Origin of the sequence: Campylobacter mucosalis, assembly GCF_013372205.1 — a bacterium.
Classification (GTDB): domain Bacteria; phylum Campylobacterota; class Campylobacteria; order Campylobacterales; family Campylobacteraceae; genus Campylobacter_A; species Campylobacter_A mucosalis.
In genome coordinates this window covers 856449-870748 of record NZ_CP053831.1, presented here as the reverse complement: position 1 = coordinate 870748, position 14300 = coordinate 856449, and the positions used below count along the sequence as shown (strand labels likewise).

Genomic DNA, 14300 nt, shown 5'->3' with positions numbered 1-14300 from the left:
AAAAATATTGTAAAATTATATAAGAATTATCAATTTTATAAACAAAAAAGGTTATAACCTATGGCTTTTAAAAAAAGTTATCTATCCACGGCTTTACTACTTACTCTAGCACAAACATCACACGCAGAACAAACATACGAATTAGCAGATGTAAATATAGACGCAAATGCTTCAAAAACAGCCACGGGGGGGGGTAGTAGCATATCTTCAAAGAGCGAATTTGGTGGTAAAACAACCATAAATAGAAGGATGATAGAAGCCACACCAGCTGGAAATGGCGATATCACAAGTTTACTCCGCACTAATCCTGCCGTAAAATTTTCAAACACAAACAGACAAAGTACCACAATGGGCGAAATCGACCCAGCCGATATAAGTATAAATGGTGCGAAATATTATCAAAATAATTTTATGATAGATGGTATGAACATAAACAACGACATTGACCCAGCAGGGAATAAGGCAACAGAAGTTGGAACAGGTGGATTTTCTATGATACGTAGTCAATCCCAAGGTATGGCAATAGATAGCGATTTTATAGAAAGCATTGATGTTTATGATAGCGATGTGAGTGCAAAATACGGAAATTTTACCGGTGGTGTAGTTGAGGCAAAAACTAGAAATCCAAGGGATGGTTTTCACGGCAAATTTTCAATGTCACACACAAGAGATAGCTGGACAAAATACATTTTACACGAAGGCACGGAGGATGAATTCGAAGAGTCCGCAACAGCTGCTAATCAACCAAAATTCCAAAAATACACAACAAAGCTAAATTTAGAAGGATTTTTAACCGAGGATTTTGGTTTAATGTTTGGCTACACAAATACAAGAAGTAAAATCCCACTTAAAGCATACACTAGAAGCGTAGATACAAAGTATTTTGAAAGCACAAAAAATCAAAGACGAAATATAGATAACTACTTCTTAAAAGGCATTTGGTATGGCACTGATAGACTTACGATAACGCCTAGCATAACATACACACCGCAAATTCATAAGGTTTTTGCACCAAGTGTAAAAGACTCTTACTGGGAATTTAACTCCGGTGGTTTAATGCTTGGATTAAATGCTGATTATGAGTCTAGCTTTGCTAAGATAAAAAATAAATTTAGCTACTCAAGGCTAAAAACTTCAAGAGATGCAGAGTATGAGTACAGGTATGCTTGGGCAAAATCGAGTCAAAAACCTTGGGGTAGCACAACATCAACAGAGGGTGGATTTGGCGATATAGACCAAGAGCAAAAAACTTACAGCTACAATCTAGATGTTGATTTTAACAAATTTGAGCTTCTAGGCACTTCTCACAACATAGCAACTGGTATAGAGCTAAAAAAGCAAGATGCATTTTACGAGATAAAACGAACATTTATAACCGCAAGTAGTGCGAGTAGCTTAAACGGCAAAGACTGCAATTCTAATGACGAGTGGTGTTTTAAAGATGACTCATTTAAAGGCAAAGGGCAATACTTTAGAACTATAGGCTACTATAACGCTGGAAAGATAAATGTAAGGCAAAATTCTTGGGCATTTTACCTAGAGGATAAGATAAATTTTAACAGACTTACAATCAGACCTGGTGTTAGATTTTCAGGTGATAATTATATGAACAAAAAGACCATTTCTCCTAGATTTAGCGCTAGTTATGATGTCTTTGGTGATAATAAAACCATACTAAATTTTGGCAAAAACCGCTATCACGGCAGAAATATCTTCGCATACAGGCTAAGGGATGGACAAAACTCGCTAATTACTACAAAAACCAGAAAAGTAAGCTACTCAACAAACTGGACAACAAGCCAAGGGCGAAATACATATAAATTTCAAGAGCTAAACATACCTTATGATGACGAAACAAGTTTTGGTATAACTCAAAAATTTGCTAACTTTGAGCTAAATGCAAAATATATAAAAAGAAAAGGTAGGGATCAAATCATACGTTCAAGTGCCAAAAATTTAGGCACACAATGTGGAGCTGGATATACAAACAACAATTGCTTTATCTACTCAAATGACGGCAAAAGTGATACAAATACTTGGAATGTATCTTTAAAAAATATAGATCCGTTTAAAATTTACGGCACAAAGCATACGTTTGAGCTATCATACGACAAATTTAAAACCAAAACAAATGCCAAAAACTACGATACGTCAGACTCACAAATAGACCAAGAGATATATTTTGACGGTAAAGTCACAAGATATAGCGAGCTACCAGCGCAAGACTTTACAAGACCTTGGACCTTAAGACTGACAACTACTTCACAAATACCACAAGCAAATTTAACTATTTCAAATTTCATTACATACAAGTCAAAAATGGACGCAATAGCGCAAAATGGCAAATATAAGCACAACAAAAAGCAATTAATAAAATATGAACGTGTTGATCTAGGGGCTAGTTATAGCTGGGATATGCGTATTGGCTATGAGCATAAACTGCCAAAAGATATAAGAGCTTTTTTAAATTTAGACATCTCAAACGTGCTAAATAGAAGCAACAAAACCGCACTATCAGGCACTAGCTCAACCGTTGCGACCTATGAAGCAGGTCGCCAGTTTTGGCTTGAAGCAGGGCTAAAATGGTAGCACAAAATAGAGTTGGCAACATCATCTCTTTTAGCATATCGCTTTTTATCCACGGTATCGCTTTTATGGCGTTTTTTGGCTTTTTTACAACTCTAAATAAAACGCTAATGGCGGAAAAAGCTGTAAGTAAAATGGCAATGTCTATAAATTTAAACCAAATAAGCACACAAAATAGCAACCAAAATATGCAAGCCACGCAAACCCAGAGCCAAAAAGACATAAAAAGCGATGAAGCCGTAACTCAAATAGAGCAAAAAAAGCTAGATGAGCCAAAGCCTGTTATTAAGCCTAAAAAACAGAGTAAACCAAAACCGCAAAAAGAGCAGATAAAACCGCTAACGCAAGACATACCAAAGACAACAGTTGCAGCCTCAAGTGTTGCAGTGGCTAAAAACGAAGCAGTTGCAATTGGTGGAACGACTCAAATTTCTAATAATAACAACGACGAAAAGGCTGCCGCTAGAAATTTAATCGGCGAAGTTTATGCTGCCATTTTAAAACACAAAACCTATCCAAAACGTGCAATCGCAACCAAAACGAGCGGCAGAACACAGGTTGAGTTTAAGGCCATTAGCAAAAATGAATTTGAGTATATAAACATCCTAAAAAGTAGTGGCTATGAATATATGGACAACCACTGCAAACACATACTTCATCACGCCTTAAAAGACTTCCCAGATGAAGCGATAGGCAAAAATTTCAAACTAGCTATAAATTTTAACTTAAAGGATATACAATAGAAAACATCATAGAGTGTCAAAATCTAACCCACCATTATGGCAACAAAAAGATATATGAAAATCTAAATTTTAGCGTCAAAAAGGGTAGGGTTGTAGGGCTACTTGGCAAAAATGGGGTTGGCAAAAGTACAACCATAAATATCTTAATGGGCTTTTTAAAACCAAGCAGTGGCGAGTGTAAAATTTACAACCAAAACGCAAACGAGCTAGATAACGCCACAAAGGCTAAAATAGGGCTTTTATACGAGGGACACGTCTGCTACGACTTTTTAACGATACAGCAGGTAGAAAGGCTTCACGCCGCACACTACAAAGATCGCTGGAAAAAGGAGCTTTACTACGAGCTTATATCAAAAATGGGCGTTAGCTTAAACCAAAAGCTTCATACGCTATCGTGCGGTCAGCGTTCGCAGGTTGTTTTGGGGCTAATCTTTGCACAAGACCCCGAGCTTTTAATCCTTGATGACTACTCAATAGGGCTTGATACTGGATATCGCAGACTTTTTGTTGAGTATTTAGCGGAATTTATAAAGGGTGGTAACAGATCTGTTTTGCTTACGTCACATATCGTTTCAGATCTAGTTCATCTCATAGATGACATAGTCGTTTTAAGAAAAGATAAAGAGCCATACTGCGATACTTTGGCAAATTTCAGGCAAAATTTCAAAGGCTACTCACTGCCAAAAGATACAGATATATCAAATATAAAAGACATACAAACAAGCTTAAATTTAAAAGAACAGACGCAAATTTTTGGCTTTTTTACTAATGCCCCGCAAAATGCAAAAGAGTTAAATTTGGACTTTGAAGAGGCTTTTTTAGGGCTTGTAGGGAGATATTAATGAGATATTTTATACTAAAAGAATTTTTAAAATTTAAACTCGCGTTTTATTTTTTTGCATCCTGTAGTCTGTTTTGCGTTGCGTGGATATGGCTTGATTTAAAGGATAGTATCCACAAATACTCAATCACTGGCTATACAATGCAACTTATGTTTAATAAAAATTTTAGCTACAACCACCTAGATGAGCTAAATTTACTCTTTGCCCTTATAATCGGCGTTTCATCTATGTTTTTTGAGCGTCAAAATGCACGTATTAGGCTTCAGCTTCACTATCCGCAAAGCTATCTTAAAAACGTCCTTTTGCTCTCGCTCACACCATTTTGCTTTTTACTTGGTGTGTATTTAATGCAGATTATCCTGCTTTTTGCGGTATTTAGCTCATTTTTTGATACGCTAATTACAAATGCCCTTATTAGCACACTAATTTATAATGTCATATTTTCGCTCGGTCTATTTTTGCTTACTCAAAGCGTGATTATAGAGCCAAATTTAAGGCGTGTGATTGGCTCGATTATAGTTGGCATAGGTGCGGTATTTATATATTTTAGTATCAATCCAGACGTTGGCAAAACACCGCTTTTTTACCTAAATGACAATGCCTTAATCTATCTTATTTTTTGGGTATTTTTTAGCATTTGTTTGCTTGTATCATCGCTTCAAAACTATAAAAGGGGGTATATAAAATGAGAGCGTTACATCTAGCAGTTTTGGTGTTTGCTTCGCTTATTTTTAGCTATTTTTTACAACTTTTTATAAATTTAGCACTCCCACAAACACGCGTTAGCGAAAAGATAAAATACTCACCTGTGATAAATGAGTTTTTATACTCAAAAAACGACAAAGAGAGCAAAACAACGGAGTTTAAAATTTTAAATGGAGAAAGTATCAGCGAAGAGAGATTTTTTGAACTCTTGCCATTTAGCTACTACTCTATGCTAATCTCACGCAACAAATTTCCTGAAATTTTTAGCGAGTATGGCAAAAATCCAAGCCTAATCCGCAAAAACTCACAAAATTTATCGCTTCGTTTTGGCTCAAATAAGGCAAAATTTATACCGCTTTATCCCATTATGAATACGCAAGAAAAATTTGATAGAATGGAGCTTTTGCCGTTTTTATTTAAATTTAGCAAAAACAGTATAGATGTGATTGACTTAGAAGTAAACTCGATTGATTTAAACAAAACAAAAATCATAAACGACGAGCTTAAAAATTTAGACTTTAGCTATCCTGCTAAAAAGTATTTTACAAACCCAAGTGCCTTAAAAGCATTTGACGAAGGCGCCTTTATCATTGATAATAACGACACAATATTTCACATAAAGCAGGTAAATGCAAGTTTTATCATCAACAATACTAAAATTTCAAAGCCAAATATTATAAACATCGTCGTTAGCGAAGATCCTAGACGCGAATTTTACGCACTTTTAGTTAGCCAAAATGAGCTTGGGCTTATAGATTATGGCTACAAATTTATACCGCTAGACAGACAAGGTTATGAGCCATTTAGTTCAAATTTAAGCCTAAATATCTCGCCAGTTGATAAAATTTTAGCCTTCAACTCGCAAGATAACATAAAAACAAATGTTATGGATTTAAACTACACAAGCATTAAGCAAAATAGCTTTGAACTAGCAAAATTTCAAAGCAAAAGATGGTTTAAAGAGTATGTTTTACCATTTGAGCTTAAACTTACTCAACCGCTACATTTTTATAAAATTGAGTTTATAAATTTTAGCTATTTTGGCGTTTTATTTTCTATTATTTTGGCATTTTTATACTTTGTGTATAATCTAGCCATAAAAAAACAAAAAATGTTTTTAAATAGCGGCATTATCGCTATTTTTGGCATATATGGGCTTATTGCTACGATATTTTACAAGGAAGAAAAATGAAAAAAATTTTACTTATTTTCGCACTCTTTGGTGCTTTGTTTGGCTTAGAGCAAGATAATGATATACTCTCTGGCAAACTTGACAATGGTCTAACATACTACATAAAACAAAACAAACAACCTAAAAACACTGGATATTTTTATCTCATCGTAAATGCTGGCTCTACCGATGAAGCACCAAATGAGCGAGGACTTGCACACTTTGTGGAGCATATGGCATTTAATGGGAGTCGTGATTTTGACAAAAATGAGCTTATAAAAAAGCTTGAGAGTCTTGGAGTTAGATTTGGTGCTGATTTAAACGCACAAACAACTTATGACACAACAAGCTACAACCTAGAAATTGCCATAAATGATGAAAATTTAAAGAGCGTTTTTGAGGTTTTTAGCAACTGGATAGATGGTGTGAAATTTGATCAAAATGAGCTTGATAAAGAGCGTGGCGTCATAATGGAAGAGGAACGCCAGCGAAATACGCCAAAATATAGGCTTTTTTTACAACAAGCTAAAAATTTATACAAGGATAGCATTTATATTAACAAATCTCCAATTGGCGATATGAACGTGATAAAAAACGTAGATATAGCGACTATAAAGGGCTTTTATGAGCGTGTGTATCAGCCACGTTTTATGAAATTTGTAGCTGTTGGCGACTTTGATGTTAAAAAAATCAAGAAGCTAATAGTGCAAAATTTTAGCGACGCAAAAAACACAAACGACTACAAAACACCAGATAAAACGATACCATTTGCTAAGGGTTTTGAAATTTTAAACTACGACACAAAAGAGCTTGGCATAAATAGCACAAGCCTAGTTTTTATAGACAACTATACACCAAGAACTAGCCAGAGTATCGCTAGAAAAATTATTATGGATTCATACATCTCAACGCTTATTAAAAACTACTACGACAAAGAGCAAAACAATAAAACAAAGCCGATAGGAGTTAGCTTTGCTAGACCTGTGGTGCAAAATCAAAAGGTGTATTACACATTTGGCTCAAACGTCATTAACGGCGACTTTAACAGCTCGATAACGGAAATACAAAGCCTAATTAAAGGCATAAAAGAGTATGGATTTAACGAAGCCGACTTTAATATCGCAAAGCAAAACTACCTAAGCTCATTTAAAACAGCTTATGAAAACGCAACCAATAAAAAGTCAAAAAATATAGCAGAGCATATCATCTCATCACTAGAAAATGGCTCGACTATACTATCTGATAAAGACGCTTTTACGCTAAATACAAAGCTAGTAAATGAGATTACTTTATCTGATGTAAAGGCTAGATTTGATGAAATTTTAGCACTAAATAGAGCCGAGCTAAATATCCTAAGTCCAAATGGCTTTAAACTAAGCAAAAGCGAGTATGAAATTTTAGCCAAAAACGCCTCGCCATACAACCTAAACAAAATGACAAAAGTTTTGCCAAAAACGCTTATAAACACGGACATTAAGCCAAAAAATATAGTTAAAAAAGAGCATAATAAACAAAACGATTTTTATACAATAACCCTAGAAAATGGTGCAAAAGTCGTGCTAAAAGAGTTAAAAACAAGCAAAAATAAGATAAGTTTTGCGGCCATTAGCCCTGGTGGGACGTCAAATTTAGATAAACCACAAATCGCAGCTTACGCGGTAAAAACATCAAACGAGAGCGGAGCAGGGGAGTTTGATAACTACGATATCGCTAGAATTTTAAGCGGCAAAACCATAAGCTACGATAAGCGTATAGACAGCCTAACTCAAGGATATTACGGCTCAAGTAGCACGTCAGATTTGGAGTTTTTGCTTCAAGCTATAAATTTAGAATTTAACGCACCAAGACTAGATGAAAACATTTTAAAACAGATAAAAACTCAAAGCATAGACGCCTTAAAAAAATCTCAAAATTTACCAGAGTATAAGTTTAAAACAGAGCTTATAAATTTCATCTATAACGACAATCCACGCACAAAAGAGCTAAGCCAAAACGATATAGAAAGCATAAATTTAGACGAGCTAAAAAAGATAGTAAATGAGAAATTTACAAACGCAAACTCATACACATTTTTCATAGTTGGCGATTTTGATATGAAAAACGTAGAGCCACTTTTAAAAAAATATATCGCAACTCTGCCAAGTAAGAATTTCAAAGAAAATTTCAAAGATGACGGCGTAAGAAGCATTGATGGCATAAAAGAGTTTAAAAAAGAGCTTCAAACATCAAACAGAAGCGACGTAAGTATCACATATAAAGATGACAACGCGAAGTATTCAAGACTAGATAGCCTTAAAATTCGTGCTTTGACATCTGTTTTAAGAGCAACTTTACGCGAAAAGATAAGAGAAGAAAAGGGGCAAACATACGGATTTAATGCAAAAATTTCGCTATCAAAAGTCCCATTTGAGTACTCAACCGCAAATATCTCATTTTCAACAGCTCCACAAAGTGTAAGTGAAGTTATAGAAGGCATAAATAAAATCACAAAAGAGCTAAAAGAGCAGGGGAGCGATGATACTCACTTGCAAAACTACAAAAAATCATCAATAATACAGCTTAAAAAATCGCTTGAGGAAGCGGACTTTTGGCTTAGAGATTTAATAGGGCATTTTATATTTGAAAATGAGCTATTTGATAAAAAATGGTATGAAACAACCATACAAAATTTAAACAACGACGACATTAAAGATATGGCTAAAAAATATCTTGATAATAAAAACGTGATAACAACGATAAACAATCCAAAAAAATAAAGGGTCAAGCGACCCTTTAAACTATCTTTTATACTCTATATTTATCTCAAATTCTTTAAGACGCTTGTGGATTGAGCGAAGCTCGGTTATAACCGTCCAGTTGTTCATAAATACCGAAAGACTGCTTCTAACTTGCCTAAACGCATTTGTCGCTTGCATCATAACACCAAGCGTTATAGTCCCAGCTAACACACTCGGTGCCATAGCGATTAATGGAACCAAAACCATACTTTGATTAAAAGAGTAACGCCAAACATCAAAATATCCGTAGTGTAAAAATAATCTGCCGTAGTTAAATTTCAAATCATTAAACAAACTTGTAAATTTAGCAGAACCGCCATAATTTACCTTATCATCTTCTGCATAAACTAGCTCTTTTCTAAATGAGGCTTCGACTTTTTGATTGTTATACTCAAGCCCTGGAAGCATAATCCCAACAAACCACGATATCGCAAGACCACCTATACTAGTAACTAAAGCTATCCAAACCAAAGAACCCTTGACATCTTCTAAAAATGGCACTTTTACCTGATCGCTTAGCGTTAAAAGTATCGGTATAAAAGCTATTAGTGTCATTACTGCATCTACTATTTGAGAGCCTAGACTTTCAAGAATTTTAGCAAAACGATAAATATCTTCTTGAATACGCTGAGAGCTACCCTCTACATCCTTTGGCACCTTTTGCCAATAGTGTAGATACTCAAACGTCATTGCTTCACGCCATTTAAACGTCCAAACACGTGTGAAGTAGTTTGTTAATGTAGCGATTAAAACATAGGGAAAGGCTATCATCGCAAATTTGTAGATAGCACTCCACAAATCACTCATAGTATGATCTTTTACGTTTTGCAAAATATCATAAAAGCCCTTATACCAGCTATTTAGCTCAACCATAAGCTGAACTTGTGCGTACGTAGATATAAGTAAAAAACTAAGACCGAGGTATGCCCAAATAGCCCATTTTTTACTCGCAAAAAATGATGAAAACAAATCAATCTCCTTAAATTTAAAAAAGTTTAAGGATAATATCCAAAAAATTGTAAAATTCAGATAAAATATACTCATTATCAATAACATAAAATTTTACTACAAATATTTTGTAATTTTTTACGCTAAATTTAATGGATAAATTTTTATCACACAAAAAGTAAAATGCAATAAAACACCTAAAAAACGTAACTTCAAATGCCTAAAAATAGAGCATTTGGAAAATTAAAATAATTATCTGAAAATTACAGTTTTCAATACAAAATATATAAAATAGCTTGTATTTTACCTTTTGTCATACTATTTTATGTATGGTTTAATTTTTTTGGAACGATTGTTGCTTTTGTGAAATAAACTTTTATTTTGGAGTGTCTTTTATGCAAATAAATAATACTTTAGAATCTCTTTCTATATTAACAGATAGCGATGAGATTTTTAAAACATTAAGTCAAATGATAGATAAAAATTTTAGCAAAACCCTATCTAGCAAAGGCAAAATGATCTCATTTTATCAAGAGAGTGAAATGCCTCAAAGAAAGTATTTTTTTAAATTTATAAAACGACTTTACGAACGTGAAAATAACGAAAGCATAGAGATAAAATTTGCTGAATACAAAACAATAAAACTTAACTATATACAACAAAATGCGATAACAAAAGTCATAAAAGCAGATATAGAATTTTCAAAAAATGAAGCAATTTTTACTATCAATAAACAAGATAAACTATTTTTTAGCTATATCATAAAAAGCTTTGATGGTTGCGAATACAAGCTAAATCAAAATCAAAACAAACTACACATAAAAATCAAAAACAATAGCCAAATACAAATGCTAGAAAAATTTATCCTAGCAAAACAGCATTTAAAATTTATGATAGATTTTTGCTACAAGAAAGATGAATTTGAAAATTTTAAGAAAAATTATAACTCATCATTTGAGAAATTTTCAGCTAGATTATCTGCTCTAAATAGCCTTTTTGAAGATAAATTTAGACTTCTTGGATGCAGTATTGAAAGCAGTTTTGAGACAGTAAGAGAGAGTTATTTATGCCTTGTTAAAGCATATCATCCGGATAGACATATGGCAAAAAGTCAAAATGTAAGAGATGCGTATCGCTTAAAATTTGAACAAATTCAAAATGCTTATGAAACACTAAAGCCGCTATTTAAAGAGCAAGAACGATACGCCGCAGGGTTTTAAAACTACCCTGCTCTTTTAAATTTACAATTTTTATAGTAAAATGTAGCATTATTTTAGTTTTTAAAGAGCGTTAGATGGATTTTGCTAATATAAAAGATCAAATATCAAAGATAAAGTCAGAAATACAACTTCTAAATCCAGACGATATTCAGGACACTGAACCATATATGGATGTCATAGAATTTAACAAAATGGTTGATAGCGTTAAGGCAAAGTTGCAACAAAGCAGTAACGAAAGCACCTTTTTTAAAAATGTATTTAACACACAAGACTACTATCAAAATATCAGTACATATCTTGAACAAACGCAAATGTCAATAGAGCATAAAATCAAAAAAGGTGGAGTTAGTCCAGACTCAAATAAAAGGCTACAACAAAGCTTAAAAATGATACAAGATATCATTGATATTTTAGTGATAGAGTATGGGAATTCCACAAAAAATGATAAAAAACGCTGGATAAAGCGAGATATTGGTTTTAGAAAAGAGATTAAAAACACGCTAAGTGAGCTTGTAGCACTAAAAGATCAGATAAAAAAACTTATCAAAATGGACTCTAAAATCGTATCAAATGTGATTCTTAAGGAATTTAAAACGATATTTATATTTTTCTCAAACTGCATAAAGGTAGCAAAAAAGCACAACGACGAGTTATTGCTAGTTGAGATAGCAGGTATATCGGATAAAATTCTAGCTATGATTCAGCCTGTTTTTGGCGTTAAAAGCCTAAACATAAACGAGCTTATATACTACTACCTATTTTATGAGATAAGAGAGTTAAAGGCGTCGGCGATAGGACAAAAGTTAGCCTAAAATGGCCAAATAGCCTCCATAATCCTAGTTCCCCAAGGCTTTTTAGTTGATCTATCCACATCGCCCTCTGTTTTGTATAAAATTTTCGCGTCTGCGATATATTTTGAGTTTATTTCGTTGTTTTGAGAGATATCATAAGGTCTTATAACGCCACTAATTTGCATAAGCTGCTTTTCGCCGTTTATCAAAATTTCACGAGATCCCTCGATAAAATAGTTGCCATTGTTTAAAATTTTTACGATTCTAGCTGATATGGTTGTGTTAAATTTCTCGTTTCTACTAACCGTCCCGTTACCACTAAATTTATTGCCACCACCTGCTTTAAAGCTGATATCTCCATACTTTGTGATGTTGTCTGCTATTGTTGATAAAGGTGCAGCACCAGCCGTTGCGACACCTCCGCCAAGAGATATGCTTGAGTCTTTTGACGTGCTTCTTGAACCAGTTGAACTTTGAGTTGCCGTTTCTGAGATAACAACCGTCACGATATCGTTTACATTCATTGCTTTTCTGTCTGAAAATAAAGGATTATCGCCACGACCATACAAACTGCCCTGATTTGACGCACCGGTGCTGTTATTTTTTGACGGTAGCTGATCTACATAAACTGGTGCTTTCATATCAATGTGTGGATCGACGCTTGGGGTACAACCAACATAAAACGCAGCGACACTGCAAAGTAGCAATGAATTTTGAAATTTCATAAAAACCCTTATAAATTTATATTGCCTAAGTTTATCATTTTAAAACTTTTATAAAAATATAATACTATTTTTTGCTATAATCACGAAATTTTCTATAAAGGATAAATATGAAAAAATCACTAAGTTTTGCATTGGCTGGTGTTTTAGCACTTAGCTTTGCTGGTTGTGCTACTGAGAGCCACAAAAGCATCGAGACACCAGCACCAGAGGTTGCACTAAGCCCATTTCACGGACAAAAGGTGCTAGTTTCAGTTGGTAGGTTTTCTAATCAATCATCATATCAAAATGGAATTTTTAGCGACGGCGAGGACAGACTTGGCAATCAAGCTGCTACGATTTTAGTTACAAATTTAAACCAAAGTGGTAGATTTTCAGTTTTAGAAAGAACTAATATGAATGCCTTAAAACAAGAGAGCGAGTATTCAAAAACAGCCCAAAATATCAAGGGCGCAAAATATATAATTACTGGCGACGTGACAGAATTTGGCAGAAAAACGACTGGCGATATGCAACTATTTGGAATTTTAGGCAGTGGTAAAACCCAAACTGCTTATGCAAAAGTAAGCCTAAATGTCGTTGAAGTGGCTACTTCATCAGTTGTTTTTTCAGCCCAAGGTGCAGGTGAATACGCACTAAGTGAACGCGAAGTAATCGGCTTTGGTAGCACAGCAGGATACGATAGCACGCTAAACGGCAAGGTGTTAAATTTAGCCATCACAGAAGCTGTAAATAAACTAGCAAACGGCGTTGATAGCGGTAGTTTAAAATGAAAATTTTACTCACAGCGGTTTTGACGCTATTTTTTGTAGGTTGTGCTTCAACAAATGAAAGGTCGCTTTACTACTGGCAGGGCGAGTATCCAAATGCGATTTATAGCTATTTGCTTGATGAATATGACCTAAACGAGCAAATCTCAAAGCTTGAAAACTTAGCAAACGAGGCAAATCAACAAAGTCATAAAGTCCCACCCGGACTTTATGCTCATATTGGACTTTTATACTCAAACAAGGGCGATTTAAAAATGGCAAAAGCGTATTTTGAAAAAGAGATGAGTGAATTTAACGAGTCAAAAGAGTTTTTAGAATTTCTATTAAAGGCTAAAAAATGAGAATTTTAAACCTAGCTCTTTTTTCACTCATCGCCCTACTTTTTAGTGCTTGTGCAAAGCCACAACCTTATGATTACTCGGAATTTTTAAGTGCCAAACCAAAGTCAATTTTAGTCTTGCCACCAACAAATCAAACAACTGATATAAAAGCACCAGCCTCAATCCTAGCAAACTCGCTAATCCCGCTAAACGAAGCTGGATATTACGTCTATCCAATAGCTTTGGTTTATGATACGTTTAAAAATAACGGCATAAGCGAAGCGGACGAGATAGCTAAAATCCCACTGCCAAAATTAAGAGAAATTTTTAAAGCCGATAGCGTTTTATACCTTGATATAACCGACTATGGCACAAAATACGTCCTGCTTTCAAGCTACACTATCGTTGGCGTAAGTGCAAAGCTTTTTGATCTACGCTCACAAAAGCTACTTTGGCAAAAATCAGCCTACGCGCAAACCGATTCAGGTGGCGATAACAGCGGTATTGTTGGTATGCTAATCTCAGCCGTCGTAACACAAATAGCAAACTCAATCAGTGACGCAAGTTACGACCTTGCAAATCAAGCGATGTGGCAACTTTACGCACCTGATTGCTCTAACTGCCTACTTCGTGGTTACAGAGCCAAGCATTTTGGCGAGGACGCACAGCTAAAAAACTAGCCTTTTAGGGACTATGACTTTGTTT

13 protein-coding genes are annotated in these 14300 nt (G+C 34.5%); 11 read left to right on the top strand and 2 right to left on the bottom strand.

All coding sequences use genetic code 11. The annotated features are described in order from the left end of the window. Positions 1-60 precede the first annotated feature (60 nt). Genes CMCT_RS04590 through CMCT_RS04565 form a run of 6 tightly spaced genes read left to right on the top strand, consistent with a single transcriptional unit; the run spans position 61 to position 8803 of the window. Positions 61-2589, top strand: coding sequence for a TonB-dependent receptor plug domain-containing protein (locus tag CMCT_RS04590; protein WP_034967056.1), 2529 nt, complete (start codon positions 61-63; stop codon positions 2587-2589). Then, positions 2583-3329, top strand: a complete 747-nt coding sequence (locus tag CMCT_RS04585) for an energy transducer TonB (protein ID WP_034967060.1) — start codon at positions 2583-2585, stop codon at positions 3327-3329. The genes CMCT_RS04590 and CMCT_RS04585 overlap by 7 nt, the downstream gene beginning before the upstream one ends. After that, on the top strand, positions 3326-4171 hold the full coding sequence (locus tag CMCT_RS04580) for an ABC transporter ATP-binding protein (protein ID WP_034967063.1): 846 nt from the start codon (positions 3326-3328) through the stop codon (positions 4169-4171). Before CMCT_RS04585 ends, CMCT_RS04580 begins: the two co-directional genes overlap by 4 nt. Continuing rightward, positions 4171-4860: a hypothetical protein gene (locus CMCT_RS04575; RefSeq protein WP_034967066.1), complete on the top strand. Its 690-nt coding sequence runs from the start codon at positions 4171-4173 to the stop codon at positions 4858-4860. The genes CMCT_RS04580 and CMCT_RS04575 overlap by 1 nt, the downstream gene beginning before the upstream one ends. Further along, on the top strand, positions 4857-6068 hold the full coding sequence (locus tag CMCT_RS04570) for a DUF4857 domain-containing protein (RefSeq protein ID WP_034967069.1): 1212 nt from the start codon (positions 4857-4859) through the stop codon (positions 6066-6068). The genes CMCT_RS04575 and CMCT_RS04570 overlap by 4 nt, the downstream gene beginning before the upstream one ends. Beyond that, positions 6065-8803, top strand: a complete 2739-nt coding sequence (locus CMCT_RS04565) for a M16 family metallopeptidase (RefSeq protein WP_176325036.1) — start codon at positions 6065-6067, stop codon at positions 8801-8803. Before CMCT_RS04570 ends, CMCT_RS04565 begins: the two co-directional genes overlap by 4 nt. A gap of 21 nt (positions 8804-8824) precedes the next feature. Here CMCT_RS04565 and CMCT_RS04560 read toward each other — a convergent pair whose 3' ends face one another. Beyond that, on the bottom strand, positions 8825-9793 hold the full coding sequence (locus CMCT_RS04560) for a putative transporter (RefSeq protein WP_034967072.1): 969 nt from the start codon (positions 9791-9793) through the stop codon (positions 8825-8827). Between the two features lie 374 nt (positions 9794-10167). Between CMCT_RS04560 and CMCT_RS04555 the strand changes: the two genes are divergently transcribed. Further along, the gene (locus CMCT_RS04555) at positions 10168-10992 is read left to right on the top strand and encodes an adenylosuccinate lyase (protein ID WP_034967075.1); all 825 of its coding nucleotides are present in this window, start codon (positions 10168-10170) and stop codon (positions 10990-10992) included. Between the two features lie 74 nt (positions 10993-11066). Further along, positions 11067-11804 (top strand): hypothetical protein, encoded by a 738-nt coding sequence (locus CMCT_RS04550; RefSeq protein ID WP_034967077.1) that lies wholly within the window; start codon positions 11067-11069, stop codon positions 11802-11804. Here the strand turns inward: CMCT_RS04550 and flgH are convergent. Then, positions 11801-12508 carry a flagellar basal body L-ring protein FlgH gene (gene flgH, locus CMCT_RS04545; RefSeq protein WP_034967080.1) on the bottom strand — a complete coding sequence of 236 codons (708 nt, stop codon included), beginning with the start codon at positions 12506-12508 and terminating at the stop codon, positions 11801-11803. The genes CMCT_RS04550 and flgH overlap by 4 nt on opposite strands. Positions 12509-12615: 107 nt before the next feature. Between flgH and CMCT_RS04540 the strand changes: the two genes are divergently transcribed. From CMCT_RS04540 to CMCT_RS04530, 3 genes are read left to right on the top strand one after another with little or no spacing between them, the layout of a single operon-like run. Next, positions 12616-13278, top strand: a complete 663-nt coding sequence (locus CMCT_RS04540) for a CsgG/HfaB family protein (protein ID WP_034967083.1) — start codon at positions 12616-12618, stop codon at positions 13276-13278. After that, positions 13275-13616: a DUF4810 domain-containing protein gene (locus CMCT_RS04535; protein ID WP_034967086.1), complete on the top strand. Its 342-nt coding sequence runs from the start codon at positions 13275-13277 to the stop codon at positions 13614-13616. The genes CMCT_RS04540 and CMCT_RS04535 overlap by 4 nt, the downstream gene beginning before the upstream one ends. Beyond that, on the top strand, positions 13613-14275 hold the full coding sequence (locus CMCT_RS04530) for a DUF799 domain-containing protein (RefSeq protein ID WP_034967089.1): 663 nt from the start codon (positions 13613-13615) through the stop codon (positions 14273-14275). Before CMCT_RS04535 ends, CMCT_RS04530 begins: the two co-directional genes overlap by 4 nt. Positions 14276-14300 lie beyond the last annotated feature (25 nt).

Coding starts and splice junctions, on each gene's coding strand:
- CMCT_RS04590 (WP_034967056.1), top strand. CDS start 61: ATGGCTTTTAAAAAAAGTTATCTATCCACGGCTTTACTACTTACTCTA.
- CMCT_RS04585 (WP_034967060.1), top strand. CDS start 2,583: ATGGTAGCACAAAATAGAGTTGGCAACATCATCTCTTTTAGCATATCG.
- CMCT_RS04575 (WP_034967066.1), top strand. CDS start 4,171: ATGAGATATTTTATACTAAAAGAATTTTTAAAATTTAAACTCGCGTTT.
- CMCT_RS04570 (WP_034967069.1), top strand. CDS start 4,857: ATGAGAGCGTTACATCTAGCAGTTTTGGTGTTTGCTTCGCTTATTTTT.
- CMCT_RS04565 (WP_176325036.1), top strand. CDS start 6,065: ATGAAAAAAATTTTACTTATTTTCGCACTCTTTGGTGCTTTGTTTGGC.
- CMCT_RS04555 (WP_034967075.1), top strand. CDS start 10,168: ATGCAAATAAATAATACTTTAGAATCTCTTTCTATATTAACAGATAGC.
- CMCT_RS04550 (WP_034967077.1), top strand. CDS start 11,067: ATGGATTTTGCTAATATAAAAGATCAAATATCAAAGATAAAGTCAGAA.
- flgH (WP_034967080.1), bottom strand. CDS start 12,508: ATGAAATTTCAAAATTCATTGCTACTTTGCAGTGTCGCTGCGTTTTAT.
- CMCT_RS04540 (WP_034967083.1), top strand. CDS start 12,616: ATGAAAAAATCACTAAGTTTTGCATTGGCTGGTGTTTTAGCACTTAGC.
- CMCT_RS04535 (WP_034967086.1), top strand. CDS start 13,275: ATGAAAATTTTACTCACAGCGGTTTTGACGCTATTTTTTGTAGGTTGT.
- CMCT_RS04530 (WP_034967089.1), top strand. CDS start 13,613: ATGAGAATTTTAAACCTAGCTCTTTTTTCACTCATCGCCCTACTTTTT.